The sequence below is a fragment of the Streptomyces sp. NPDC020490 genome, from assembly GCF_044335305.1.
GTDB lineage: Bacteria > Actinomycetota > Actinomycetes > Streptomycetales > Streptomycetaceae > Streptomyces.
In genome coordinates this window covers 51,763-76,760 of sequence record NZ_JBIRUY010000040.1, presented here as the reverse complement: position 1 = coordinate 76,760, position 24,998 = coordinate 51,763, and the positions used below count along the sequence as shown (strand labels likewise).

The window sequence follows — 24,998 nt, the reverse complement described above, 5'->3', positions numbered from 1 at the left end:
CGGCCACGGGCCCTTGCGGACAGAACCTGACCGCAAGGGCCCGTAGCTTCGTCGGTGTCCGGGGAAAGCCCCCGGGCACCGACGAAAGGCGGCGGTCATGGTCACTCACGTCCGAGCTGAGGCACCGGGCGACGAGCGCGGGGCGCTCCTGTCCTTCCTCGCCGAGCAGCGCGGCGGGATCCGGCGGGCGGTACTGGGGCTGACCGAGGAGCAGGCCGCGAGCCGGCCCAGCGCCAGCGAGCTGTCCCTGGGCGGGCTGGTCAAGCACGTCGCCGAGGTCGAGCAGTACTGGATCGCCCTCGTCAAGGGCGAACCGCCGGCGGTCAAGCGTGACCAGTCGAACTGGGACGAGTGCTTCCGGTTGGCCGACGGCGAGACCCTCGCCTCCCAACTGGCCTACTGGGAGAAGGTCGCCGCCGAGACGGAGGCGTTCATCCGGTCCGCCCCGAGTCTCGACGAGACCTTCCCGCTGCCGAACGCCCCCTGGTTCCCGCCGGACGAGGCCGTCTCGCTGCGCTGGCTGTGCCTGCACCTGATCCGCGAGACGGCCCGGCACGCCGGCCACGCCGACATCATCCGCGAGTCGCTGGACGGCAAGACGGCGTTCGAGCTGGTCACCCTCGCCGGCGACTGAGGCCGTCGGACGGGGGCGGGGCCTAGTGATGGAACCCGGTGGCCGCCTGCCGGTCCCGGGTCAGGGGGCGCTGCTGCCGCCGCAGTTCCGGCAGCAGCCGGGTCAGGTCCTCCATGAACAGGTCGGCGAGGTCGGCGGAGAAGCCGTTGCGGCACACGATCCGCAGCACGGACAGGTCCTCGCGGTTCGGCGGGAAGGTGTACGCCGGCACCAGCCAGCCGCGCTCGCGCAGCCGCCGGGAGACGTCGAAGACGTCGAACGCCTCGACGTCCGGGGCCGTCGTGAAGGCGAAGACGGGCAGCTGGTCGCCCCGGGTCAGCAACTGGAAGTCGCCGAGCGCGTCGACCCGCTCGGCGATGCTCCGGGCCACGTCCCGGGTGGTCTGCTGCACCGCCCGGAACCCTTCGTGGCCCAGCCGCAGGAACGTGTAGTACTGCGCGGCCACCTGGGCGCCGGGGCGGGAGAAGTTCAGGGCGAAGGTGGGCATGTCGCCGCCCAGGTAGTTGACGTGGAAGACGAGTTCGTCCGGGAGCGCCTCCTTGTCGCGCCACAGCGCCCAGCCGACGCCCGGGTAGACCAGGCCGTACTTGTGCCCCGAGGTGTTGATGGACGCCACGCGCGGCAGGCGGAAGTCCCATACCAGGTCCTCGTCGAGGAAGGGCGCGATCATGGCGCCCGAGGCGCCGTCGACGTGCACCGGGATGTCGAGGCCGGTGCGCTCCTGGAGGTCGTCGAGCGCGGAGCACAGGTCCGCGATCGGTTCGTAGGACCCGTCGAAGGTGGAGCCCAGGATGCCGACGACCCCGATGGTGTTCTCGTCGCACAGCTCCGCCGCGGCCTGCGGGTCGATGTGGAAGCGGTCGCCGTCCATCGGCACCTGACGCGCCTCCACCTCCCAGAAGTTGCAGAACTTGTCCCAGCAGACCTGGACGTTGACCCCCATGACGAGGTTGGGGCGGGCCTCCCGTGAGGGGTAGCGGTCGGCGTTGCGCCGTGCCCAGCGCCGCTTGAGCGCCATCCCGGCCAGCATGCACGCCTCGCTCGACCCGGTCGTCGAACAGCCCACGGCCGCCGACGGGTCGGGCGCGTTCCACAGGTCGGCGAGCATCGCCACACAGCGCCGTTCCAGCTCGGCGGTGCGCGGGTACTCGTCCTTGTCGATCATGTTCTTGTCCCGGCAGTCCGACATCAGCACGCCGGCCTGCGGTTCCATCCAGGTGGTGACGAAGGTGGCCAGGTTCAGCCGCGCGTTGCCGTCCAGCATCAGCTCGTCGTGCACCAGCTGGTACGCCGTCGACGGCGACAGCGGGGTGTCCGGCAGCCGGTGCCTGGGCGGGGCGTCCGTCATGCCGCCGACCGGGTCGGCCTCCCCGTAGAAGGGGTTGACGGACATCGGACGCTCGTCGGGCTTGCCGGGACCTCGGTGGAGCGGCATGGGCGTGTCTCCAGACAGTCGGGTCGGACGACCGGGGGCGCGTGGTCGCTCCCCCGCACAGCGAGTTGGGCACCGCCGGATCACCATAGGCAGACCGGGCGGATGCGGCGGACGAAGCACGGCGGGGCGGAACGGGCGCCGCGTCCGGGAGGACCGGAGAACCGGCTTGGAGGACGGGAGAACCGACTTGCACCTCACGTGGCGTGAGGCCGCACGGTGGAGGCGTACCGAGAAGGGAGCGGAAGCGGTGAGCTACTCCGTGGGACAGGTCGCGGGCTTCGCCGGCGTCACGGTGCGCACCCTGCACCACTACGACGACATCGGCCTGCTCGTCCCCGGCGAACGCAGCCGAGCGGGCCACCGGCGCTACAGCGACGCCGACCTCGACCGGCTCCAGCAGATCCTGTTCTACCGGGAGCTCGGCTTCCCGCTCGACGAGGTCGCGGTCCTGCTCGACGACCTGGCCACCGGCAGAGGTGACCCGCGCGCACACCTGCGCCGGCAGCACGAACTGCTGACCGCCCGGATCGAGAGGCTGCAGAAGATGGCCGCGGCCGTGGAGCACGCCATGGAGGCACGCACGATGGGCATCAACCTCACGCCCGAGGAACGGTTCGAGGTGTTCGGGGACAAGGACCCCGAGCAGTACGCCGAGGAGGCGGAGGCACGCTGGGGCGACACCGCGCAGTACGCCGAGTCGCAGCGCCGGGCCGCCCGCTACACCAAGGAGGACTGGAAACGGCTGCAGGCCGAGGTCGACGACTGGAGCGAGCGCTACGCCGCCCTCATGGCCTCCGGCGAATCCGCCACCGGTGAGGCGGCCATGGAGCTGGCCGAGGAGCACCGCCTGCACATCTCCCGCTGGTACTACGAGTGCCCGTACGACATGCACCGCTGCCTGGGCGACATGTACGTCTCCGACGAGCGGTTCAAGGCGTTCTACGACGCCATGCGCCCGGGACTCGCCGAGCACCTCAGGGAGGCGATCACGGCGAACGCCGACCGCGCCACCCGGTGAAGCGCGGCCTCGGCCCTTGGTGAGCGGCGGCTACGGCATCCGGTGACCCGCGACTTCGGCCCCCGGCGAGCGGCGGCTTCGGCACCGGACGGAGTCGCCCAACGGGTCCTCGGCTTTGTACCGGCTCTCGCACAGGGGCATCCTGGAGGCACCGGTGGAACCCGGGGCGGACACATTGCGTTGATAGCTTTGTGCGGCCGCACAAGGATGCCGTACCCGCCCACCCCCTCAGGAGCCCGGAACCGTGACGACGCTGGCCCTCGGCCCGAACTGGCTGGATCCGAACTATCTGCTCGACACGTTCGGCATCTGGGGCCTGCTCCTCATCGTCTTCGCGGAATCGGGCCTGCTCATCGGGTTCTTCCTGCCCGGCGACTCGCTGCTGTTCACCTGCGGCCTGCTGATCACCGCAGGCACCCTGGACTTCCCGCTGTGGGCGGCCGTCGCGCTGATCTGCCTCGCGGCGGTGCTCGGCGACCAGGCGGGCTACCTCTTCGGCAAGAAGGTCGGCCCGTCCCTCTTCACCCGGCCGGACTCCCGCCTGTTCAAGCAGGAGAACGTCACCAAGGCGCACGAGTTCTTCGAGAAGTACGGCGCCAAGTCGCTGGTGCTGGCCCGGTTCGTCCCGATCGTGCGGACGTTCACGCCGATCATCGCGGGCGTCAGCGGCATGCGGTACCGCTCGTTCATCACGTACAACGTCATCGGCGGCGTCATGTGGGGCGCCGGCGTGACGCTGCTGGGCTCCTGGCTCGGCAACGTGGCCTTCGTCCACAAGAACATCGAGGCGATCCTCATCCTGATCGTCCTCGTCTCGGTGATCCCGATCATCATCGAGTTCCTGCGCGCCCGCTCCAAGAACAAGAACGCCCGGCCCGAGCCCGCCGCCGCCCAGCAGCAGCCCCAGCCCGCGCTGATGGACGACGCGACCACCCAGCTGCGCCGCGTCCCGCCGACGCCGGACCGCCCGCAGCAGGCCCAGCAGCAGCCGTACCGGGACCAGCCGTACCAGCAGGACTACGGACAGCAGCAGCCGTACCAGCAGGACTACGGCCAGGACTACGGCCAGGATTACGGCCAGGACTACGGCCAGGACTACGGGCAGCAGCCCTACGCCCAGCAGTACCCGCAGCAGACCTACCCGCCCCAGCAGCCCTACGGCGACCAGCGGGACCAGCGGGACCAGCAGCAGTACCCCTACAACGGCGGTTACTAGGAGAACGCGGCCGGACCCGGCGGCGCTAGAAGCCCCGGGTCCGCTTCGCCGCCCGCCGCTTCTCCGCGGACCCGATCCGCAGGAACAGCCGGGAGATCTCCGACCCGAGATTGACCCCGATGGCGATGGCCATGGCCAGCGAGGCCGCCGTGGCCAGCGACACCAGCCCCTTGTTCACGTCGTTCTGCGCGATCGCCAGCAGCCCGAAGTACGTCGCCGACCCCGGCAGCAGCGGCCCGATCGCCGCGGTCGTGTACGGCAGCGCCGAGGCGAACCGGTACCGCGACAGCAACTGCCCGAACAGCCCCACCAGCCCGGCCGCGGCGGCCGTGGAGGCCACCGGGGACAGACCGCCGGCGTAGTGCATCGCGCCGTACACCGACCACGCGACCCCGCCGTTCAGGGTCACGGCGAGCACGGTGGACCGCTCCTGCTGCAGCAGCACCGCGAACGTCAGCGACAGCAGCATCGACGCGGTCAGCTGCCACAGCGGCCGCTCCTCGATGCTCAGACCGGCGTCCGGGTTGAGCTTGGCGCCCAGGTTCACGCCGAAGTACAGGACGACCAGCACCCCGACGACGATGCCGACGAAGAGGTACATCACCTCCAGCAGGCGCGCGGAGGCGGTGATGTAGAAGCCGGTCAGGCCGTCCTGCACGCCCGCCACCAGCGCCCGCCCGGGCAGCAGCGCGAACAGCCCGCCGGTGATGACCGCGGACGCCTTCACGTCCACGTGCGCCACCGTCAGCGCGACGCCGATCGCGGCCGGCGGCATCGCGGCGACCGTGAACTGGTAGAACTCCGGCAGCCCGCGGCCCGCGCACAGCCACGCCAGCCGGTCGCCGAGCATCGCCCCGATCGCGGCCGCCACGAACACCAGCGCCCCGCCGCCGACCAGCACGGAGGCCGCGCCCGCCAGCAGCCCGCTCGCCGCCGTGAGCACCCAGGTCGGGTACGGGTGCCGATTGCGGCGGATCTCCGCGAGCCGCCGGTAGGACTCCTCCAGCGAGATGTGCGTCACCGGGTCGCTGAGGTCGTCCACCAGCTGGAACACGGCCGCCAGCCGCGTGTAGTCGGTGGCCCTGCGGCGCACCGTGCGCGACGCGGTCACCGGGTCGTCCACCAGCGACGGCTGGTACGAGATCGACAGCAGGGTGAAGGTGACGTTCGGCTCGCAGCGGTCCAGGCCGTAGGACCGGCACACCGCGAACATCGCGGCCTCCACGTCCTCGGCGCCCTCGCCGCCCGCCAGCAGCAGCTCGCCGATGCGCAGGGTCAGGTCGAGCACGCGCGGGACGGCCGGACCGCCCTCCTCGGTCTTCGGGGGCGGCTCCGGCGCCGGACGCTCGGCCACCGGCATGCGCAGCATCGTGCGCATCCGGTCCTGCCAGGGCACGTCCTTGGTCAGGCTGACCACCGGGACACCGGCCGGCGGCGTGAACGCGGGCGGAGCCTGCCCCGCGCTGTAGGTGCGCGGCGGGCTGAAAGCCGACCCCTCGGCCTCCGCGCCGGACTGCTGCGGCACCTCCAGCCCCCGGGGCACCGCGAACTCGGACGTGGTCTCCGGCCCGCCTCTCGGCACGGCCAGCCCGCCGGGAATCGCGAACTCGGACGTCGTCTCGGCCTCGAACGTGCCCCTGACCTCGTCCGACAGCGGCTTGCGGCCCTCCGCTTCCGTCACGCACTGCTCCCGACTACGCACCTCCGGTACGTCTCAGTATGCGCACACAGACGCCCGGGAACACGGACGGGCCGCACGCGCGCGCGTGCGGCCCGGTTGTGCGCGGCGGGTCTCAGTGACCGCCCTGCTCCTTGAAGCGCTTGTAGGACCGCTCGATCTCGGCCTCGGCGTCGGTGCGGCCGACCCAGTTGGCGCCCTCCACCGACTTGCCGGGCTCGAGGTCCTTGTAGACCTCGAAGAAGTGCTGGATCTCCAGGCGGTCGAACTCGGAGACGTGGTGGATGTCACGCAGGTGCTCCACGCGCGGGTCCGTCGACGGCACGCACAGCAGCTTGTCGTCGCCGCCGGCCTCGTCCGTCATGCGGAACATGCCGATCGCGCGGCAGCGGATGAGGCAGCCCGGGAAGGTCGGCTCGTCCAGGATGACCAGCGCGTCCAGCGGGTCGCCGTCCTCGCCGAGGGTGTTCTCGACGAAGCCGTAGTCGGTCGGGTAGGCGGTCGAGGTGAAGAGTCGACGGTCCAGGCGGATCCGACCGGTCTCGTGGTCCACCTCGTACTTGTTCCGCGAACCCTTCGGAATCTCGATCGTGACGTCGAACTCCACCGGTGGTTCCTCCATGATCAGCACATAGTTCTGGTGGTTAAGTGTCCCTCACGCAGGTGTGTGATCGCGAAAGGGGCTGGTGGTCGTGCCCGAACTGAGGCCTTGGCGGGCCGCGAGACCGCATGTGGCGCGGATCGCGGGTGCCGTACGACCCCGTCTGGCACGGGCCGCCGGGACCGTACGACCGCGTCTGGCACGGGCGACGGACGCCGTACGGCCACGTGTCGCGCGGGCCGCGGACGCCGTACGGCCACGTGTCGCGCGGGCCGCGGACGCTGCGCGACCGCAGCTCGCTCGGATCACGAGGCCGGGGACCGGCAAGACCTGGCAGTACACCGCGGGCGCCGCCACCGCCGGTCTGGCGCTGACTGCCGCGGTGGTGACCGCCGCGGGCCCGTGGGACTCCAACGGTCAGCGTACGGCCGAGCGGGACCGGGCAGTCGCCCTGGAGCGCACGGGTGGCGCAGATCACGGGCGTCGCGCCGATTCGTCTGGTTCGTCCGATGAATCAGGATCCTTCGGCGCGGCCGACGGGGCGCCCCGCCCCGCCCCCAGCGCCGCCGCCGTCCTGACCGGCCTCGGCGGCGCCACGGGCACCGCCGAGGCGGCCCCGCCCGCGAAGGCCCTCGCCGCGGTCCTGGACCCGCTCCTGGACGACCCCGCGCTCGGCCGCCGCCACAGCGCCGCGGTCGTCGACGTCGCCACCGGCGAGCGCCTCTACGGCGCCGGCGCCGACGACGCCCTCACCCCCGCCTCCACCACGAAGATCGCCACCGCCGTCGCCGCCCTGTCCGCGATGGGCGCCGACCACCGCCTCACCACCCGCGCCGCCCTGGAACCCGACACCGGGGAACTCGTCCTGGTCGGCGGCGGCGACCCCACCCTGACCGCCCGCGGAGGCGACTCCGGAGGCTGGGCGAGTCTGCGCACGCTCGCCGCGAAGACGGCCGCGGCCCTGAAGAAGCGCGATGTCCACCGCGTCACCCTCTCCTACGACACCACCCTGTACAGCGGCCCCGAAGTCCACCCGATCGGGGTCAACGACAACCTGGCCCGCGTCACCGCCCTGATGACCGACGAGGCCCGCACCGACGACTCCTCCAGCGGCCCCGCTCCCCGCGTCGCGGACCCCGCGGCGGACGCGGCCCGCACCTTCGGCGCCCTCCTGGAGGACCGCGGCATCAAGACCACTTCTCCCGGACCGTCCAAGGCCACGAACCGCGCCGAGAACCTCGCCGCCGTCTCCTCGCCCCCGCTCTCCGCCCTGGTCGAACGCATGCTGACCAACAGCGACAACGACATCGCCGAGGCCCTGGCCCGCCAGACGGCCGTCGCGACCGGCCGCCCGGCGAGCTTCGGCGGCGGCGCCGCCGCGATCGCCGCCCGGCTCAAGGCGCTCGGACTGCCGGTCGGCAAGGCCGCGTTCCACGACGGCAGCGGCCTGGACCGCGCCGACCGCCTCACCGCCGGCCTGCTCACCGCCCTGCTGGCCGAGGCGGGCGACACCGGCCACCCCGAACTGCGCCCGGTCCTCACCGGCCTGCCCGTGGCCGGCTTCACCGGCACCCTGAGCAGCCGCTACACGGACGGCGCGGCAGGCGTCGTACGGGCCAAGACGGGCACGCTGACCGGCGTGAACACCCTCGCCGGGACCGTCGTCGACCGCGACGGCCGCCTGCTGGCCTTCGCGTTCCTGGCCTCGGACACGGTCAGCGCGACGGCGGCCCAGACGGCCCTCGACCGGACGGCCACGGCGCTGGCGGCCTGCGGCTGCGGTTGACGGCCGGGCGGTCTGGCGGGCCGTGCCGGCGTCTCCGCTGTGGTTGACGGCCGGGCGGCCTGGCGGGCCGTGCCCGTGCCTCCGCCGCGGTTGACGGCCGGGCGCCCCGGTGGGCCGGGCCCGCGCCTCCGCGCCCTGCCCGCGGCGGGGACGCTCACGTACGGTTGACGCATGACGAGCATCGGTGGTGCTGCTTCTTCTGGGATGGTCGACTGGAACCTCGCGGTGGCGACCGCGACCCGGCTCGTACGGCCGGGCCCCGACGTCAGCCGCGACGAGGCCCGGGCCGTCGTCGCGGAGCTGCGCCGGCACGCCAAGTCCTCGGAGGAGCACGTCCGGACGTTCACCCGGATGGGCACCGAGGAGATCCACGACACGCCTGTCCTCGTCGTCGACCGGCCCGGCTGGGTCCGGGCGAACGTCGCCGGGTTCCGGGAGATCCTCAAACCGCTGCTCGACAAGATGGAGGCGCGGCGCGGCAACAGTCCGGCGGGCGCGGTCCTCGGCGCCGTCGGCGGCAAGGTCACCGGCGTCGAACTGGGGATGCTGCTGTCCTTCCTGGCCTCCCGCGTCCTCGGCCAGTACGAGACCTTCGCCCCGGCCACCCGCGACCTGCCCGCCGGCGAGAACGGCGGCGGGCGGCTGCTGCTCGTCGCCCCCAACATCGTCCACGTCGAACGCGAACTCGACGTCGAGCCCCACGACTTCCGCCTGTGGGTGTGCCTGCACGAGGAGACGCACCGCACACAGTTCAGCGCGGTGCCGTGGCTGCGGGACCACCTCGAGGGCGAGATCCAGTCGTTCCTGGCCGAGACCGACGTCGACCCGGTGACGGTCCTCGAACGCGTCCGGGACGCCGCCCAGTCGCTCGTCGGCGGCCGCCCCGAGGGCGAGGAGGACGACGGCGGACGGTCCTTCGTGGAACTCGTCCAGACCCCGGCCCAGCGCGAGATCCTCGGCCGCCTCACCGCCGTGATGTCCCTGCTGGAGGGCCACGCCGACTTCGTGATGGACGGGGTCGGCCCGGACGTCGTGCCGACCGTCGCGGAGATCCGCGAGAAGTTCCAGCAGCGCCGCGCCAAGGGCGCCTCCCGGCTGGACGTGGCCCTGCGCAAGCTGCTGGGACTGGACGCCAAACTCCGGCAGTACCGGGACGGCGAACGTTTCGTGCGGGCCGTCGTCGACCAGGTCGGCGTGGACGGCTTCAACCGGGTGTGGACCTCGCCCAACACCCTGCCCACCAAGGCGGAGATCGCCGCCCCGGCGGACTGGGTCACGCGGGTGCACCGCAAGGCGGAGCAGTGACGTGAGAGACGGGGACCCCGGGCAAACCCGGAACGCCGTGAACGCACTCGGAAGGTAGTGAGAAGAAACCGGCCGACGGCAGAAGGACGCCCCTCCAATCACCCGTCCGAGGGACCGTGAGCCAGGGGTAGGCGTGCAATGCTCGGGTAACGCCCCGATTCTGTCACCATCTACACACTCTGAGTGACCGGGCTCGGGGCTCACCCCCGACAACTTCATGAAGGGAACCGGACATGGGTCCCCATCCTGCGGTCGCGGCGATACGCCTGGCGGTCCGCCGCGTCCTCCACGACATCCTCACCGAACACAGCCGTGCCCACGGCGACACCCCGGACGAGCCGCTGCCGGCGCCGCTCGTGCTCGTCGCGTGCTCCGGCGGCGCCGACTCCATGGCCCTCGCCTCGGCCCTCGCGTTCGAGGCCCCCAAGCTCGGCGTCCGGGCCGGCGGCGTCACCGTCGACCACGGTCTGCAGCCCGGCTCCGACCTGCGCGCCGCCGAGGTCGTCCTGCGCCTGACCGGCCTCGGCCTCACGCCGGCCGAGTCCGTCGCCGTGACCGTCGGCCGCGAGGGCGGACCGGAAGCCGCCGCCCGCGACGCCCGGTACGCCGCCCTCGACGCCGCCGCCGAACGCCACGGCGCCGCCGCCGTCCTGCTCGGCCACACCCGCGACGACCAAGCCGAAACCGTCCTGCTGGGCCTCGCCCGCGGCTCCGGCATCCGCTCCCTGTCCGGAATGGCCGCGGTCTCGGGGGCCGGCGGCCGTTACCGCCGTCCCTTCCTCGCGCTCGACCGGCAGACCGCCCGCAAGGCCTGCATGGTCCAGTCCCTGCCCGTCTGGGACGACCCGCACAACGCCGACCCCGCCTACACCCGCTCCCGGCTGCGCCACGAGGGCCTGCCCGCCCTCGAGAAGGCCCTCGGCAAGGGCGTCGTCGAAGCCCTCGCCCGCACGGCCCGGCTCTCCCGCGACGACGCCGACGCCCTGGACGCCTGGGCCGGGCAGGCCGACGCCACCGTCCGGGACGCGGCGGGCCTCCTGGAGTGCGCCAAGCTCTACGCGCTGCCCTCCGCCGTGCGCCGCCGTGTCCTGCGCCGGGCCGTCATCGAGGCCGGCTCGCCCGCCGGGTCGCTGTTCGCCGGCCACATCGAAGAGGTCGACCGGCTGATCACCGGCTGGCGCGGCCAGGGAGCCATCAACCTCCCCGGCAAAGTCGTCGCCCGGCGGCAGGGTGGCAGACTGGTGATTCGGCAAGGCTGAATCCTCACCCCTCACAGGGGGTGCAGCCGGTGGGATCAACCGACCGAAAGTGATGCGGGTGGACGCGAAAGACATGGGTGCCGACCTCAAGCAGGTACTCATCACCAAGGAAGAGATCGACGCGAAGCTGGCCGAGCTGGCCGCGAAGATCGACGTGGAGTACGCGGGCAAGGACCTGCTCATCGTCGGTGTCCTCAAGGGCGCGGTGATGGTCATGGCCGACCTGGCCCGGGCGCTGTCCACCCCCGTCACCATGGACTGGATGGCCGTGTCGTCGTACGGCGCGGGCACGCAGTCCTCCGGCGTCGTGCGGATCCTCAAGGACCTCGACACCGACATCAAGGGCAAGCACGTCCTGATCGTCGAGGACATCATCGACTCCGGCCTGACCCTGTCCTGGCTGATCTCCAACCTCGGCTCGCGCGAACCGGCGTCGCTGAAGGTCTGCACGCTGCTGCGCAAGCCGGAGGCCGCCAAGGTCGCCATCGACGTGGAATGGGTCGGTTTCGACATCCCCAACGAGTTCGTCGTGGGCTACGGCCTCGACTACGCCGAGAAGTACCGCAATCTCCCGTTCGTGGGTACGCTCGCGCCCCACGTCTACGGCGGCTGAGCCCGTACGGGCCACTCTTCCGGAGACGGTCGGGAACCCCCCGGGGTTGCTCGCCGTTGAAGCAAGCAGACGGGTCCGCCAGCCGTTCCGTGCGGCTTCGCGCGACAATGCTGGGGTACCGTCAGAAGAACTGTCTTATCAAACTCACTATGGCAGGAGGGACGGGGCGGCACCGCTCCGTGTGGATGGACGTGAAGCGATACTTCCGTGGGCCGGTCATGTGGATCGTGCTGGCCGTCCTTGCCGTGGTCGTGTTGATGCAGGTCGTCGGCTCGTCCGGCGGCTACAAGACGGTGGACACCGGCCAGGTCGTCGCAGCGATCAACGCCAACAAGGTGGAATCGGCCAAGCTGACCACCGGTGACGAGCAGACCATCAAGGTCCAGCTCAAGGACGGCGAAAAGGTCAAGGGCAGCTCGAAGATCCAGGCGAGCTACATCGGCGACCAGGGCGTGACCATCGCCAACACGCTGCAGACCAAGTACCAGGACAAGCAGATCCCGGACGGCTACACGGTGTCGCCGTCCAAGCAGAACCCGTTCCTCAACATCCTGCTCTCCCTGCTCCCCTTCGTCCTCATCGTGGTCGTCTTCCTGTTCCTGATGAATCAGATGCAGGGCGGCGGCTCCCGGGTGATGAACTTCGGCAAGTCCAAGGCCAAGCTCATCACCAAGGACACCCCGAAGACGACGTTCTCGGACGTCGCGGGCTGTGACGAGGCCGTCGAGGAGCTTCAGGAGATCAAGGAGTTCCTGCAGGAACCGGCGAAGTTCCAGGCCGTCGGCGCCAAGATCCCCAAGGGCGTGCTGCTGTACGGCCGTCCCGGCACCGGCAAGACGCTCCTCGCGCGCGCCGTCGCCGGCGAGGCCGGGGTGCCCTTCTACTCGATCTCCGGTTCCGACTTCGTCGAGATGTTCGTCGGCGTCGGCGCCTCCCGCGTCCGCGACCTGTTCGAGCAGGCCAAGGCGAACGCCCCGGCGATCGTCTTCGTCGACGAGATCGACGCGGTCGGCCGCCACCGCGGCGCCGGCCTCGGCGGCGGTCACGACGAGCGCGAGCAGACGCTGAACCAGCTGCTCGTCGAGATGGACGGCTTCGACGTCAAGGGCGGTGTGATCCTCATCGCCGCCACGAACCGGCCCGACATCCTCGACCCGGCCCTCCTGCGGCCCGGCCGGTTCGACCGCCAGATCGCGGTCGACCCGCCGGACCTGCAGGGCCGTCTGGAGATCCTCAAGGTCCACCAGAAGGGCAAGCCGGTCGCCCCGGACGTCGACCTCGCCGCTGTCGCCCGCCGTACGCCGGGCTTCACCGGCGCGGACCTGTCGAACGTGCTGAACGAGGCGGCCCTGCTGACGGCCCGCAGCGACAAGAAGCTGATCGACAACTCCATGCTGGACGAGGCGATCGACCGTGTGGTGGCGGGCCCGCAGAAGCGGACCCGGATCATGTCGGACAAGGAGAAGAAGATCACCGCGTACCACGAGGGCGGACACGCCCTGGTCGCGGCGGCCTCGCCCAACTCCGACCCGGTCCACAAGATCACCATCCTGTCCCGCGGCCGGGCCCTCGGGTACACGATGGTGCTCCCGGACGAGGACAAGTACTCCACGACCCGCAACGAGATGCTGGACCAGCTGGCCTACATGCTGGGCGGCCGCGCGGCCGAGGAGCTCGTCTTCCACGACCCGACCACGGGCGCGGCCAACGACATCGAGAAGGCCACGGCCACCGCTCGCGCGATGGTCACGCAGTACGGCATGACCGAGCGTCTCGGCGCGATCAAGTTCGGCGGCGACAACACCGAGCCGTTCCTCGGCCGTGAGATGGCTCACCAGCGCGACTACTCGGAAGAGGTCGCCGCGCTGGTCGACGAGGAAGTCAAGAAGCTCATCGAGAACGCGCACAACGAGGCCTGGGAGATCCTGGTCGAGAACCGCGACGTCCTCGACAACCTGGTGCTGCAGCTGCTGGAGAAGGAGACGCTGGGCAAGGAGGAGATCGCCGAGATCTTCGCCACCATCGTCAAGCGCCCGCCGCGGCCCGCCTGGACCGGTTCCTCGCGGCGCACGCCGTCCACCCGCCCGCCGGTGCTCTCCCCCAAGGAGCTCGCACTGACCAACGGTGCCAACGGCGCGACCCCGGCGATCTCCACCGTGAAGTCGACGGCGACGGAGCACTCCCCGGTGACCGAGCCGGCCCCCGAGGAGCGCCCGGAGACCTGATCCGGCACCTCGACCGGCCCCACCGGGCCCGGAATGGATGCCGCGCCCCCCAAGGTTCTAGCCTTGGGGGGCGCGGCATTCCATTTCGTATGCACGCAGACGAGGCGCGTGGCCCCGCGCGCGACCCGCACAGGAACGAGGCACCACATGACCGACCCCGTGACGCTGGACGACGGCGAGCGCGCGATCGGCGAGTTCGACGAGAAGCGCGCCGAGAACGCCGTGCGTGAACTCCTTCTCGCGGTCGGCGAGGACCCCGACCGCGAGGGGCTGAGGGAGACGCCGGCGCGGGTGGCGCGGGCGTACAAGGAGATCTTCGCGGGCCTGTGGCAGAAGCCCGAGGACGTGCTGACCACCACGTTCGACCTGGGGCACGACGAGATGGTGCTCGTGAAGGACATCGAGGTGCTGAGCTCGTGCGAGCACCACCTCGTGCCGTTCGTCGGCGTCGCCCATGTCGGGTACATCCCGTCCGCCGACGGCAAGATCACGGGCCTGTCGAAGCTGGCCCGTCTCGTGGACGTCTACGCCCGTCGGCCCCAGGTGCAGGAACGTCTCACCACGCAGGTCGCCGACTCGCTGATGCAGATACTGGAGCCGCGGGGCGTCATCGTCGTCGTCGAGTGCGAGCACATGTGCATGTCGATGCGGGGCGTCCGCAAGCCCGGGGCCAAGACCATAACGTCGGCGGTTCGCGGCCAGCTGCGTGATCCCGCCACCCGCAATGAGGCGATGAGCCTGATCATGGCGCGCTGAGGCGGCCGGCTTCTGGGGCGCCGCCTCGTCACGCCGCGCCCCTCACCGCGCCGGGGCGGCTCCCGTGCCGTTGTGTTCGTCGTCCTCCGGGAGTCTGCAGACGCGCTCCAGGAACAGGGCGGCGGCCACGACTGCGATGCCCGCGACGACGGAGAGGCCGGCGTAGACGGCCTGGTCGCGGCGGGCGGGGATGTCCAGGAGTTCCAGGAGGAAGACGCCCGTGCCGCCGTACATGCCGGCGACGAGGGCCGCGACCAGGGCGCTGGACTGGCCGAAGACGACCGCGCGGGCCGCCATCAGCGGGTCGACGCCCTTGGCCTCGGGGCGGCGTTCGCGCTGGGCCTTGAGGCGGGCGCGGATCGACAGCGCCGTGGCCAGCAGGACGACGGCGATCAGGGCCAGGACGATCGGCGCGGCCAGCGGGACGCTGGGCAGGGTCCCCACCGAGTTCCAGAGGCGGGCACCGGCCCAGGACAGGACGCCGGCCACGACGAAGACGCCGGCCAGCATCCTGATGCGCAGCTCTTTCACGGTGTCCCTTCAGCTCCCCCGGACCGGTCCCGGACTGTGCTCGTCTTGGCTCGTCTTGACCTTAACGGCTATTCGGGCAGGTGAAGTTCCAGGTCCTCGCGGGGTGCGACGCCATCGCGCGTGACGGCGTCGAGGAGGCCGGCGACCGTGCCGCGGCCGGGCAGCTGCGCGTCGGGCTCCACGTCGTGCCAGGGGGCCAGCACGAAGGCGCGCTCGTGGGCGCGCGGGTGGGGCAGGGTGAGGTGCGGGTCGTCGGAGAGCACGCCGTCGTAGGCGACGATGTCGACGTCCAGGGTGCGGGCGCCCCAGCGTTCGTCCCGTACCCGGTGGAAGGCCTCCTCGACCGCGTGGGCCCGCTCCAGCAGGGAGGACGGGGGGAGGGTGGTCTTGAGGACGACGACGGCGTTGAAGTACGACGGCTGGCTGCCCGGCTCGACGCCCCACGGCTCCGTCTCGTAGACGGGGGAGACTGCCTTGACGCGGACGCCGGGGGTGTCCTCCAGGGCGTCGACGGCGCCCTGGAGGGTCTCCAGGCGGTTGCCGAGGTTCGAGCCGAGGGAGATCACGGCGCGTTTGGGGTTGTGGAGGGTGGTGTCGGCGGCGTCCACCTGCTGCACCACGGAGGCGGGCACCGGCTGTACGGTCGGGTCGCTGTGACCGTTGGCGAAGGACGCGCTCATACTCGGCTCCGGGTGATGGTGACGGTCACGTCGTCGAAGGGCACCGTGATCGGCGCGTCCGGTTTGTGGACGCAGACCTCGACCTCCTGGACCCCGTCGTGCCGCAGGCAGACGTGGGCGATGCGCTCGGCGAGCGTCTCGATGAGATTGACCGGCTCGCCCTGGACGACGGCCACGACCTCCTCCGCCACGATGCCGTAGTGCACGGTCTTCGCCAGGTCGTCGTCGGCGGCGGCCGGGCGGGTGTCCAGGCCGAGGACGAGGTCCACGACGAAGGTCTGGCCCTCCTCGCGCTCCTCGGGGAACACACCGTGGTGCCCGCGGGCCTTCAGGCCGCGCAGCGCGACACGATCCACGCGAATCACTCCTGCAATCGTCGGTGACGGCCGGTCCGTACCGCGTGCGTGCGGCACACCGGCTGCGAACGAATCTACCTGCGGGCACTGACAGGGCCGGGCCGTGGGGGCGCGGGCCTGTGCCGGGGCCGGGAGTCTTCATCGTGCGTTCTCCCGGGGGAACCCGGCGGCTCACCGGTCGGTAGCCGCCCCTACCCAGGGCGCCGTGATCCCAACCACTTGTTGCTCCGGGCGGCCGCCCGCCCGCCCGCTCAGGAGGGGGTGTCCTCCTCCTCGTCCTCGTCGGTCTCGGCCATGACCGGAGAGGCGTGGTGGGACCACAGCTTCCAGCCGTCGGGTGTGCGGCGGAAGACGTTCGTGGCGACCACGAGCTGGCCCACCAGCGGTCCGAGCTCGTCGCCCTCCTCGGGGGCCGGGCCGCCGCTGAGGATGTTCTCCGTGCAGGTCACCACGGCGGTGTCGCCGGTGACGGAGACGTGCACGTCGGTGAGGAAGAACTGGATGTAGTCGGTGTTCGCCATGATCAGCGCGTACGACCGCAGGACCTCGCCGCGGCCGGTGAGCACCGGCCAGCCCGGATGTACGCAGGAGATCACGCCGGTGTCCGCGGGGTCGTGGTACTCCTCGTCGACCCCGAGGTCGGCCGGGGTGAGCCAGAGCGAGGCGAGCTCCTCGAAGTCGCCGCGTTCCAGCGCTTCGTAGAAGGCCGTGTTGGCGGCCTCGACCTGTTCGACGTCGGTGTGGGGGGCGCTCACCGGGCTCCCTCGGGGGACCCGCCGCCCGGTGCGGGGGAGTGCGCGCCGGGCGCCCGCTCGGAGATTCGCGCCCCGGTCGTGGTGCCTGTGCCGGGCGCACCTGCCGAGGCTCGCGCCCCGCTCGCGGTGCCCGCTCCGGGCGCACTCGCCGAGATTCGCGCCCCGCTTGCGGTGTCCGCGCCGGGCGTGTGCTCCGACGTATGCGCCGGGTGCGTGTCATCGGCGCCGGGCGCACCGGCCGCGGAACGCGCCTCCTCCACGGCGCGCGCGACCCGTACCGCGTCCGCGGTCGCGCGCACCTCGTGCACGCGCACCGCCCACGCGCCGGAGGCGGCCGCGAGCGCGGACACGGCGGCCGTGGCGGCGTCGCGCTCCCGCGCGGGCGGCGGCGCGCCCTCGGGTCCGGCGAGCACGCGGCCCAGGAACCGCTTGCGGGAGGCGGCGACGAGCAGCGGGTGGCCGAGACCGAGCAGGCGGTCGAGGTGGGCCAGCAGGGTGAGGTCGTGTCCGGCGTCCTTGGAGAAGCCGAGGCCGGGGTCGACGACGACGCGGTCGGGGGCGATGCCGCCCGCCAGGACGGCCTCCACGCGCGTGCGCAGTTCGTCGACGACCTCGGTGACGACGTCGTCGTACACGCCCCTGACGTTGCCGCCCTCCAGGAAGCCGCGCCAGTGCATGACGACGAAGGGGGCGCCCGCCCCGGCGACGACCGGAATCATCGCGGGGTCGGCGAGGCCGCCGCTGACGTCGTTGACGAGGACGGCGCCGGCGGCGAGGGCCTGTTCGGCGACGGAGGCGCGCATGGTGTCGACGGACACGGTGACACCCTCGGAGGCGAGACCGCGCACGACCGGGACGACGCGCCTGAGTTCCTCGGCCTCGTCGACGCGGGTGGCGCCCGGGCGGGTGGACTCGCCGCCGACGTCGACCAGGTCGGCTCCCTCGCCGACCAGGTCCAGGCCGTGCTTGACGGCGGCCGTGGTGTCGAAGAAGCGGCCGCCGTCGGAGAAGGAATCGGGGGTGACGTTCACCACTCCCATGACCGCGCAGCGGTCCCATTCCGGTAGGCCCGCGACGCGCCCGCGTCCGCTGTGCTTGCTCATACGTTCAGCGTAGGCCCAGGGCCGGGCCGCGCGGGCCCGGCCGGGCCGCCGCCGCACAGCCCGCGCGTGCGTTCCGCCGCTCAGGCCGCGCGTACGTTCCGTTCCGCCACCGCGTGGGCGCACGCGCGCGGGGAGGCCGTCCGGCGGCGCAGGGAGCGCGGCAGCGGCAGCGCGAGGTCGACGAAGCCCTCCGCCTGCATGGCGGCGAAGCCGATGCGCGGCAGGTCGGCCGACGCCCGGTAGACCACGAAGCGCGGCTCCCAGCGGGGCTGGAACTTGGCGTTGAACCGGTACAGCGACTCGATCTGGAACCAGCGGGAGAGGAACACCAGCAGCCCGCGCCAGGCACGCAGCACCGGACCCGCCCCGATCTTCTCGCCCCGCGCGAGGGCGGAGCGGAACATCGCGAAGTTCAGCGACACGCGCGTGATGCCGAGGCGGGGCGCGGCCTGGAGGGCGGCGACGATCAGCAGTTCGTTCATGCCGGGGTCGGCCGAACGGTCCCGGCGCATCAGGTCCAGCGAGGCGCCGTCCGGGCCCCACGGCACGAAGTGCAGGATCGCCTTCAGGTCGCCGTACGGACCCGGCTCGGCGTCCGCCTTGTGGGCGGTGGCGATGAGGCAGTCGCCGTCGGCGGGGTCGCCGATGCGGCCCAGCGCCATGGAGAAGCCGCGTTCGGTGTCGGTGCCGCGCCAGGCGTCGGCGGCCCGCCGGATCCGCTCCAGCTCGGTCTCGCCGAGGTCACGGACACGTCGTACCCGGGTTTCGTATCCGGCCCGCTCGATGCGCTTGACCATCTGGCGCACGTTGCGCATCGCGCGGCCGGCGAGCGAGAAATCCGCGACGTCCACCACCGCCTCGTCGCCGAGTTCCAGCGCGTCGAGGCCGGTCTCCCGGGTCCACACCTCGCCGCCCGTCTCCGAGCAGCCCATGACGGCCGGCGTCCACGAGTGGGCCCTCGCCTCGTCCATGAAGCGTTCGATGGCGCCCGGCCAGGCCTCGACGTCCCCGATGGGGTCGCCGCTGGCGAGCATCACCCCGCACACGACGCGGTAGGTCACCGCCGCCTTGCCGCTGGGCGAGAAGACGACGGCCTTGTCGCGGCGCAGCGCGAAGTGGCCGAGCGAGTCGCGGCCGCCGTGCTTGGCGAGCAGCGCGCGCAAACGGGCCTCGTCCTCCTCCGTCAGGCGCGCCGCCGGGTGTTCCGGGCGCAGGGCGAGGTAGATGGTGGTGACGGCGGTGAGCAGTCCGAGAGCGCCGAGGGAGAAGGCGACGGTCCAGGAGGTGTCTCCCTGGTAGTCGACCGGTCCTTCGAAGCCGAACAGACCGTAGAGGACGTGCGTAATGCGATCGGCCAGGCTCGGGTCGCCCACCATGCGATTCGGGTGGACGCTGACGATGATCAATCCGAGCATGAGGGAGCCGGCACCCATGAGAACGAAGTTCGCGAGCGCCCGCCACCGGCTGCGCGGGTCCGGCAGCGCCGCGAACTGGTCGCGGTGGCGCAGCAGCGCCGCCAGCAGCGCCAGCGAGATGACCACGCCGAGGAGCGAGTGCCGGTACGTGAACTGCGTCACCGCGCCCGCCGGCAGCAGCGCCACCCCGGCGCGCCAGGCGCGGCGCTTGCCGCGCCTGAGCCCGTGCGCGAGCAGCAGCAACAGCACGCCGGTGCTCAGCGAGAGGGCCGCCGCGAACGGACCGAGCGCGCCCGGCAGTACCTCGGCGAGGCTGTGCATACGGCTGTGCCGGAAGCGCGGGAAGACGCCCGCGGCGATGTCCAGGAGGCCCACGAGCGTGCACGCTCTGGCGACGAGGACCGGGACGGCCTCGGGGCGCGGACCCCGGAACACGCGCCGCGCCCTGCGTGATCGGGTCGGAACCCCGCCCGACATTTCCTCATCTGTCCTGACAGACATCGCATCCTGTAGTTCTGCGAGAGACCTTGAATCCGGTGCCGATTCGGGCATCCGGCGACATTGCGCCCTCTAGGACGGTGTCACGGGTACAGAGGTTCACTCGTCACTCCAAAGCCGTTTCAAAGGCCGGGGAAAGTCCCGGGCAAGCCCTCGCGAAGGAGCGGGGACCTGGGAGAAAGCGCAGGCAGGAAGCAACCCATGGGTCTTACGAGCAACGCAACGCTGGTACTGGCTATCGCGCTCGCCGTCCTGCTGTTCGTCGGCACGGTGTGGCTGTGGCCGCGCCTGGCACGGGGGAGCTGGCGCGCCGTCGGCGGGCGGGTCGGCCTGCTGCTCGCCACCCAGCTGACCCTGTTCGTGTCGGTGGGCCTGGCCGCCAACCAGGCCTTCGGGTTCTACGCGAGCTGGGCGGATCTGTTAGGCCGGGAGAACGACCAGGGCGTGGTCGTCAACCACACGGCACTCGGGGGATCGGGCGGCCCGCTGCAGGTGGTCGACACGGTACGGGTGCAGGGCGCCGCCGGGGCGCGGCCGCGGACCGGCGGGCAGATCCAGAAGGTCGACATCGTGGGCCGCAGGACGCACATCGCCACCCCCGCGTACGTGTACCTGCCGCCGGAGTACTTCCAGCCGCAGTACCGCACGCGCACGTTCCCGGCGGCCGTCGTCCTGACCGGGTATCCGGGCACGGCGGAGGCGCTTTTCAGCAAGCTGCACTACCCCAGCACGGCCCTGGCGCTCGCGAAGAACGGCCGCATGCAGCCGATGATCCTGGTGATGCTGCGGCCCACGGTGGCGCCGCCGCGGGACACGGAGTGCGTGGACATCCCCGGCGGCCCGCAGACCGAGACCTTCTTCGCCGAGGACCTGCCGGACGCCGTGCTCGCGCACTACCGGGTGGGCCGGAGACCCGGCAGCTGGGGCGTCATCGGCGACTCCACGGGCGGCTACTGCGCGCTGAAACTCGCCATGCACCATCCCCGGGTGTACGCGGCGGGCGCCGGCCTGTCCCCGTACTACAGGGCGCCGATCGACCCCACGACCGGCGACCTCTTCCACGGCCGCAAGGAACTGCGCGGCCGGGCCGACCTGTGGTGGTGCCTCAAGCACCTCCCGCCGCCGGACACTTCACTGCTCGTCACCAGCAGCAGGGTCGGCGAATCCAACTACAAGGACACGCTGAAGTTCATAGAGCGTGTGCAGGCCACCCGGCTGACCCGGATCTCGTCGATCATCCTGGAAAGCGGCGGCCACAACTTCAACACATGGCGGCGTGAGATTCCCGGGACGCTGCAGTGGATCAGCGGGCGGCTGAGCGACCGGTGACCACCGGGAGAGCGGCTCTCCGGAATTCCCGCGCACCGCGTCCGAATAGCGCCTTCACAGCAAAGGCACCGTCTGATGCGCTGTGAACGTTTCGTTATGGCTGTCTTTTTACGGGGCGGGGGGCCAACGTTCCCCTACGCGCGGTAAGTTTCTGGCCATGCCACGTGGACGTCACCGCCATTCTCCGCCTCTGCACAGGCTGCTTCCCCCGTCGGCGATCGCAGGCGTCTCCCTCGTCTGCGCCCTCGGTCCCTGGGTGTTCTGGGATCCGGCCGCGCTCCGGGTGACGGCTGCGATAGCCGCGGCGACCGCAGCCGTGGGCGCTGCTGTCATGCGCCGCTGGGACGTCGAGGCCGGCAAACGCGTCGCCGACCTCACGCGCGCGCGTGCGAGCGACGAGTGGCGGCACGAGGAGCGGGTCGCCGAGCTGGAGACCGACCTGGAGGAGTCGCGCGCGCTGCGCGCCAAGCTCGAGCAGCGGCTGCGAGCGAAGCGCTCCGAGCTGGCGGGGCTGCGCAACGAGCACGCGGCGCTGCTGCGGCGGTACGCCACCGCGGAGACCGAGCGCGCGAGCGCCCTGGAGGGCCGGCGCCTGCTGGAGATCGAGACCACGACCGACACGCCGGCCACGCGCGCGCTGCCGCCCGTGCCGGTGCCGAGGGCGGAGCCGGTGGAGGCGGCCAGGGCTGTGGCTGCCCCGGCGGAGGCCGCCGAGAACGCCGCCGAGAACGCCGACGAGAAGGCGGCGGCTCCCGGGGTGTTCTCACCCGAGGGGGCCGAGCTGTTCCTGCGGGCCGACGCGGCGCTGACGCGGTTCGCCGGAGGCGGCGCCCGCTCCGAGGACGACGCGGCCGCCGGCGCGGAGAGCGGCGAGCAGGCCGAGGGAGCCGAGGCGGCGGAGGCGGAGGCGGCGGAGGGGACGGCCGAGGAGGCCGAAGGCTCCAAGGTGGCCGAGGACGCGGCCGAGGACGCGGCGAACGACGCCGAGGACACCGGGGACGCCGAGGGCGCCGAGGCCTCCGAGCAGTCCAAGGACGACTCTCAGCAGCCCAAGCAGTCCAGGCAGCCCAAGCGGTCCGGGAACGTCGCGGACTCCCAGAAGCCTCAGGTCCCCCCGGCCTCCGTCGAGGAGGACGGCGCCGCGAAAGGCGAGCCGGTGAAGACGGGCGCCGCCGCTGTGGAGGCGGCGCAGGAGGACGAGGCGCAGGGGAAGCCCGAGGCGGCCGACGGGCACGAGCGCGCGGCCGCCACCACCACGGGCAAGCCCAACCAGCCCGTGCAGCAGCCCTCCGGGCACTTCGTCGCGCCGACCGCGGTGGCCGTCGTGCCGCCCGCGCCCGTGCGGCGCCCGGCGGTCGAGGGCGGGTTCGACTTCTTCGGTACGAAGGGCCAGCCGTCGCAGGGCGCCGCCCTGGAGAACGTGCACAACGAGGACCTCGCCGACGTGGTCGGGCAGGAGGCGCTCGCGCTGCACAAGGCCGACGCGGAGTCCGAGTTCAAGCCGGCGGACGAGGAGTCGCGCGGCGTCGGCCAGGTCATCGACCTGACGGCCCACGACGAGACGGAACCGATCAAGCTGCAGGGCTTGCGCAACGTGCGCAGCGCCGTCTCCTGACGGCGGGCGGGGGGCCGACGGGCTCGGCCCCCTCGCTCTCAGCTCTCGCGCCGGCCGTCCTGCCGCAGCCGCGGCGCCCCCTCGAAGACCGCTGAGGTCAGCGGCACGTCACCCGCTGGCGGGCTCGACCCGTCGGGCCCACCCGGCCCCGTCCCGCAGGGCCCGCGCTTTCTCCCGCGCCCACCCAGCGGGTGGGTCACAGGCCGACACGGTCAGGCCGGCACCGTTCAGGCCATCCACCGGTCGGGCCGTGCCGCCCGTCGGCTCGTTCGTGAACGCTCGGCCTGTGTCCGCAGCAGCTCCGCCGCCTCCCGCGCGTCCCGCAGCCGCGCGGTGACGGTCTTGTCGGCCCCGGTGTCCACGTGCACGTCCGCGAGCCGCCACAGCCGCTGCCACGGCCCCTGGGTCAGCCGCACGCTCTGCACCTTCGCGTGCGGCACGAGTTCCAGCCTGCGGCGCAGCAGCCCGCGCCGCGCGGCGAACACCGTGCCGGTGACGGAGAGCCCGTGCCCGCGCCACCACACCGGAGCGCACCACCCGGCGCGCCGCGGCGGCCATGCCCACGGGTCCGCCGCCGGGTCGGCCGCCGGGTCGGCCGTCGGGTCGGCCGTCGGGTCGGCCGCCGGGTCCGCCGCCGGGTCCGCCGCCGGTTCGGCCGCCGGTTCGGCCGTCGGCACGACGACGCCGGGCAGCACGCGGGCGACGACCGCCTCGGCGAGCTCGCGCGGGGCGACGGGCACCAGCACGGAGTTGGCCGACCCGGCCACGTCCAGCTCCACCCGCACCCAGCCGCGGCGCCGCCACAGCAGCGGCTCCACGATCCGTACGGTCTGCACCCGCCCCGGCGGCACCGTCTCGTGCGTGCGGTCCAGCAGACCGTGGTCGATCCGCAGGCCGTCGGGGGACTCGGACACCGTCCAGTCGTACTCCGCGACGAACCGTCCCACGCTGCTCGCGCCCGCCGTCCCCAGCAGCGGCAGGGCGCTGGCGAGGACCGTCCACACGCTGTGGGCGGCCAGCCACAGCACGGGCGGCACGACGAGCGCGGCGGCCAGCGAGCCCCAGGTGGCGCCCGTCAGCACGAGGGAGAGCGCGAGGTGACGCGGGGGCGTGCGCAACAGCTCGCACGCCGGCGCCTCGCCTACTTCGCGCGCCGTCTCGGGGGTGAAACCGGCGGCGCGCGCGAGGAGCTCCGCGCGGAGCGCACGGGCCTCGCGCTCCCCGAGGAAGGCGAGCTCGTCCTTCTTGCCGGCGCCTATGACGTCCAGCCGCAGCTTCGCGACGCCCGCCACGCGCGCGAGGAGGGGCTGGGTGACGTCGACGGCCTGGACGCGTTCCAGCCGGATGTGCGCGGTGCGGCGGAAGACCAGCCCGGTGCGGATGCGCAGTTCGGTGTCGGTCACCGCGAAGTGCGTGAACCACCAGCTGAGGAAGCCGTACAGGGCGGCGGCCGGGACGACGACGGCGAGCGCGATCAGCAGCGTGGTGGCGGTCAGCCGGGCCAGCTGGCGCTGCGCCTGGTCGGGGTCGTGGACGGCCCACCCGATGACCACCGCGACCGGCGCCCACGCCCGCCTGAGCGGCGTCACGGGGTGCAGCCGCCGTTCCACGAGCGCCACCGGAGGACGCTCGCCGTGGGCGTCGTCGGCGGCGGGAGGCGTCGTCACAGTCCCGCCGATCGGGCCTCGCCGAGCTCGGTGAGCCGGTCGCGCAGCCGTTCCGCCTCGGCCGGGTCGAGGCCGGGGATGGTGGCGTCGGTCGCCGCGGCCGCGGTGTGCAGCTGCACGCTGGCCAGCCCGAAGTACCGCTCGACGGGACCCGAGGTGACCTCGACGAGCTGCATCCGCCCGTACGGCACGACGGTCTCCTCGCGCCACAGCACTCCCCGGCTGATCAGCAGGTCGTCGGCGCGCTCGGCGTACCGCCACGAGCGCCAGTTGCGGCCGATCAGCACCCAGCCCCAGCCCGTCAGCGCGAGCGGCACCAGCGCGAGGGCGGCCCAGGCCGGGCCGGCGAGGAACCCGAGCAGCAGCCCGCTGACGAGGGCGCCCGTCCCCAGCCACACCACCAGCAGCAGCCGGCGCATCCGCAGCAGCCCCGGCGGAAGCCCGGTCCACGCCGGCCCCGCCTCCGCGGCGCCCGCCTTCTGATGGCTCCCCGTCTCCATACGGTCAGCCTACGTAGGAGAGA

At 72.3% G+C, this 24,998-nt stretch carries 21 protein-coding genes and 1 pseudogene; 11 read left to right on the top strand and 11 right to left on the bottom strand.

The window, feature by feature from the left end:
* Window positions 1–97 precede the first annotated feature (97 nt).
* A complete protein-coding gene (locus ACH4ZX_RS33000) occupies window positions 98–634 on the top strand; it encodes a DinB family protein (RefSeq protein WP_398280902.1) in 537 nt (178 codons plus the stop codon).
* Between the two features lie 22 nt (window positions 635–656).
* On the opposite strand, the gene ACH4ZX_RS32995 is transcribed toward ACH4ZX_RS33000, so the two are convergent.
* The gene (locus ACH4ZX_RS32995; RefSeq protein ID WP_398280899.1) at window positions 657–2,069 is read right to left on the bottom strand and encodes a glutamate decarboxylase; all 1,413 of its coding nucleotides are present in this window, start codon (window positions 2,067–2,069) and stop codon (window positions 657–659) included.
* Window positions 2,070–2,316: 247 nt separating this feature from the next.
* Between ACH4ZX_RS32995 and ACH4ZX_RS32990 the strand changes: the two genes are divergently transcribed.
* Both ACH4ZX_RS32990 and ACH4ZX_RS32985 read left to right on the top strand, forming a co-directional pair.
* Window positions 2,317–3,087, top strand: coding sequence for a MerR family transcriptional regulator (locus ACH4ZX_RS32990; protein ID WP_398280896.1), 771 nt, complete (start codon window positions 2,317–2,319; stop codon window positions 3,085–3,087).
* Window positions 3,088–3,331: 244 nt separating this feature from the next.
* On the top strand, window positions 3,332–4,303 hold the full coding sequence (locus ACH4ZX_RS32985) for a VTT domain-containing protein (protein WP_398280893.1): 972 nt from the start codon (window positions 3,332–3,334) through the stop codon (window positions 4,301–4,303).
* 25 nt (window positions 4,304–4,328) lie between these two features.
* On the opposite strand, the gene ACH4ZX_RS32980 is transcribed toward ACH4ZX_RS32985, so the two are convergent.
* Together ACH4ZX_RS32980 and ACH4ZX_RS32975 are read right to left on the bottom strand one after the other, a co-directional pair.
* Window positions 4,329–5,984, bottom strand: coding sequence for a threonine/serine exporter ThrE family protein (locus ACH4ZX_RS32980; protein WP_398280890.1), 1,656 nt, complete (start codon window positions 5,982–5,984; stop codon window positions 4,329–4,331).
* A 112-nt stretch (window positions 5,985–6,096) separates the two neighbouring features.
* Window positions 6,097–6,588 (bottom strand): inorganic diphosphatase, encoded by a 492-nt coding sequence (locus ACH4ZX_RS32975; RefSeq protein WP_029394330.1) that lies wholly within the window; start codon window positions 6,586–6,588, stop codon window positions 6,097–6,099.
* Between the two features lie 79 nt (window positions 6,589–6,667).
* Between ACH4ZX_RS32975 and dacB the strand changes: the two genes are divergently transcribed.
* The 6 genes from dacB to folE all read left to right on the top strand — a co-directional run bounded on the left by dacB (window position 6,668) and on the right by folE (window position 14,526).
* Window positions 6,668–8,368 (top strand): D-alanyl-D-alanine carboxypeptidase/D-alanyl-D-alanine-endopeptidase, encoded by a 1,701-nt coding sequence (gene dacB / locus ACH4ZX_RS32970; protein WP_398280887.1) that lies wholly within the window; start codon window positions 6,668–6,670, stop codon window positions 8,366–8,368.
* Between the two features lie 171 nt (window positions 8,369–8,539).
* Window positions 8,540–9,673 (top strand): zinc-dependent metalloprotease, encoded by a 1,134-nt coding sequence (locus ACH4ZX_RS32965; protein ID WP_398280884.1) that lies wholly within the window; start codon window positions 8,540–8,542, stop codon window positions 9,671–9,673.
* A 233-nt stretch (window positions 9,674–9,906) separates the two neighbouring features.
* Window positions 9,907–10,932 carry a tRNA lysidine(34) synthetase TilS gene (gene tilS / locus ACH4ZX_RS32960; RefSeq protein WP_398280881.1) on the top strand — a complete coding sequence of 342 codons (1,026 nt, stop codon included), beginning with the start codon at window positions 9,907–9,909 and terminating at the stop codon, window positions 10,930–10,932.
* Between the two features lie 52 nt (window positions 10,933–10,984).
* Window positions 10,985–11,545 carry a hypoxanthine phosphoribosyltransferase gene (gene hpt, locus ACH4ZX_RS32955; protein ID WP_398280951.1) on the top strand — a complete coding sequence of 187 codons (561 nt, stop codon included), beginning with the start codon at window positions 10,985–10,987 and terminating at the stop codon, window positions 11,543–11,545.
* A gap of 185 nt (window positions 11,546–11,730) precedes the next feature.
* Window positions 11,731–13,770 carry an ATP-dependent zinc metalloprotease FtsH gene (gene ftsH / locus ACH4ZX_RS32950; protein ID WP_398280948.1) on the top strand — a complete coding sequence of 680 codons (2,040 nt, stop codon included), beginning with the start codon at window positions 11,731–11,733 and terminating at the stop codon, window positions 13,768–13,770.
* Window positions 13,771–13,917: 147 nt separating this feature from the next.
* Window positions 13,918–14,526, top strand: coding sequence for a GTP cyclohydrolase I FolE (gene folE, locus ACH4ZX_RS32945; RefSeq protein ID WP_360745306.1), 609 nt, complete (start codon window positions 13,918–13,920; stop codon window positions 14,524–14,526).
* A gap of 42 nt (window positions 14,527–14,568) precedes the next feature.
* On the opposite strand, the gene ACH4ZX_RS32940 is transcribed toward folE, so the two are convergent.
* From ACH4ZX_RS32940 to ACH4ZX_RS32915, 6 genes and pseudogenes are all read right to left on the bottom strand, one after another.
* Window positions 14,569–15,057 carry a DUF3180 domain-containing protein gene (locus ACH4ZX_RS32940; RefSeq protein ID WP_398280877.1) on the bottom strand — a complete coding sequence of 163 codons (489 nt, stop codon included), beginning with the start codon at window positions 15,055–15,057 and terminating at the stop codon, window positions 14,569–14,571.
* 68 nt (window positions 15,058–15,125) lie between these two features.
* Window positions 15,126–15,737: a 2-amino-4-hydroxy-6-hydroxymethyldihydropteridine diphosphokinase gene (folK, locus tag ACH4ZX_RS32935; RefSeq protein WP_398280874.1), complete on the bottom strand. Its 612-nt coding sequence runs from the start codon at window positions 15,735–15,737 to the stop codon at window positions 15,126–15,128.
* On the bottom strand, window positions 15,734–16,093 hold the full coding sequence (gene folB, locus ACH4ZX_RS32930) for a dihydroneopterin aldolase (protein WP_351897483.1): 360 nt from the start codon (window positions 16,091–16,093) through the stop codon (window positions 15,734–15,736). The genes folK and folB overlap by 4 nt, the downstream gene beginning before the upstream one ends.
* 251 nt (window positions 16,094–16,344) lie before the next feature.
* Window positions 16,345–16,848, bottom strand: a complete 504-nt coding sequence (locus ACH4ZX_RS32925; protein WP_398280870.1) for a nuclear transport factor 2 family protein — start codon at window positions 16,846–16,848, stop codon at window positions 16,345–16,347.
* Between the two features lie 155 nt (window positions 16,849–17,003).
* Window positions 17,004–17,951 (bottom strand): annotated as a pseudogene (gene folP, locus ACH4ZX_RS32920) (dihydropteroate synthase); the annotation flags it as partial.
* An 80-nt stretch (window positions 17,952–18,031) separates the two neighbouring features.
* Window positions 18,032–19,843 carry a phosphatidylglycerol lysyltransferase domain-containing protein gene (locus ACH4ZX_RS32915; RefSeq protein ID WP_398280867.1) on the bottom strand — a complete coding sequence of 604 codons (1,812 nt, stop codon included), beginning with the start codon at window positions 19,841–19,843 and terminating at the stop codon, window positions 18,032–18,034.
* A 222-nt stretch (window positions 19,844–20,065) separates the two neighbouring features.
* Here ACH4ZX_RS32915 and ACH4ZX_RS32910 point away from each other — a divergent pair, with 222 nt between their 5' ends.
* Together ACH4ZX_RS32910 and ACH4ZX_RS32905 are read left to right on the top strand one after the other, a co-directional pair.
* Window positions 20,066–21,193 (top strand): alpha/beta hydrolase, encoded by a 1,128-nt coding sequence (locus tag ACH4ZX_RS32910; protein ID WP_398280864.1) that lies wholly within the window; start codon window positions 20,066–20,068, stop codon window positions 21,191–21,193.
* Window positions 21,194–21,350: 157 nt separating this feature from the next.
* Window positions 21,351–22,808: a hypothetical protein gene (locus tag ACH4ZX_RS32905; protein WP_398280861.1), complete on the top strand. Its 1,458-nt coding sequence runs from the start codon at window positions 21,351–21,353 to the stop codon at window positions 22,806–22,808.
* 227 nt (window positions 22,809–23,035) lie between these two features.
* On the opposite strand, the gene ACH4ZX_RS32900 is transcribed toward ACH4ZX_RS32905, so the two are convergent.
* Window positions 23,036–24,475 carry a PH domain-containing protein gene (locus ACH4ZX_RS32900; RefSeq protein ID WP_398280859.1) on the bottom strand — a complete coding sequence of 480 codons (1,440 nt, stop codon included), beginning with the start codon at window positions 24,473–24,475 and terminating at the stop codon, window positions 23,036–23,038.
* A complete protein-coding gene (locus ACH4ZX_RS32895) occupies window positions 24,472–24,975 on the bottom strand; it encodes a PH domain-containing protein (protein WP_398280856.1) in 504 nt (167 codons plus the stop codon). Before ACH4ZX_RS32895 ends, ACH4ZX_RS32900 begins: the two co-directional genes overlap by 4 nt.
* Window positions 24,976–24,998 lie beyond the last annotated feature (23 nt).

Bases quoted from the DNA above. Each gene is read 5' to 3' on its own strand.
- ACH4ZX_RS33000 (WP_398280902.1), top strand. From the start codon at position 98: ATGGTCACTCACGTCCGAGCTGAGGCACCGGGCGACGAGCGCGGGGCG.
- ACH4ZX_RS32995 (WP_398280899.1), bottom strand. From the start codon at position 2,069: ATGCCGCTCCACCGAGGTCCCGGCAAGCCCGACGAGCGTCCGATGTCC.
- ACH4ZX_RS32965 (WP_398280884.1), top strand. From the start codon at position 8,540: ATGACGAGCATCGGTGGTGCTGCTTCTTCTGGGATGGTCGACTGGAAC.
- tilS (WP_398280881.1), top strand. From the start codon at position 9,907: ATGGGTCCCCATCCTGCGGTCGCGGCGATACGCCTGGCGGTCCGCCGC.
- hpt (WP_398280951.1), top strand. From the start codon at position 10,985: ATGCGGGTGGACGCGAAAGACATGGGTGCCGACCTCAAGCAGGTACTC.
- ftsH (WP_398280948.1), top strand. From the start codon at position 11,731: ATGGACGTGAAGCGATACTTCCGTGGGCCGGTCATGTGGATCGTGCTG.
- folE (WP_360745306.1), top strand. From the start codon at position 13,918: ATGACCGACCCCGTGACGCTGGACGACGGCGAGCGCGCGATCGGCGAG.
- folK (WP_398280874.1), bottom strand. From the start codon at position 15,737: ATGAGCGCGTCCTTCGCCAACGGTCACAGCGACCCGACCGTACAGCCG.
- ACH4ZX_RS32915 (WP_398280867.1), bottom strand. From the start codon at position 19,843: ATGTCGGGCGGGGTTCCGACCCGATCACGCAGGGCGCGGCGCGTGTTC.
- ACH4ZX_RS32910 (WP_398280864.1), top strand. From the start codon at position 20,066: ATGGGTCTTACGAGCAACGCAACGCTGGTACTGGCTATCGCGCTCGCC.
- ACH4ZX_RS32905 (WP_398280861.1), top strand. From the start codon at position 21,351: ATGCCACGTGGACGTCACCGCCATTCTCCGCCTCTGCACAGGCTGCTT.
- ACH4ZX_RS32895 (WP_398280856.1), bottom strand. From the start codon at position 24,975: ATGGAGACGGGGAGCCATCAGAAGGCGGGCGCCGCGGAGGCGGGGCCG.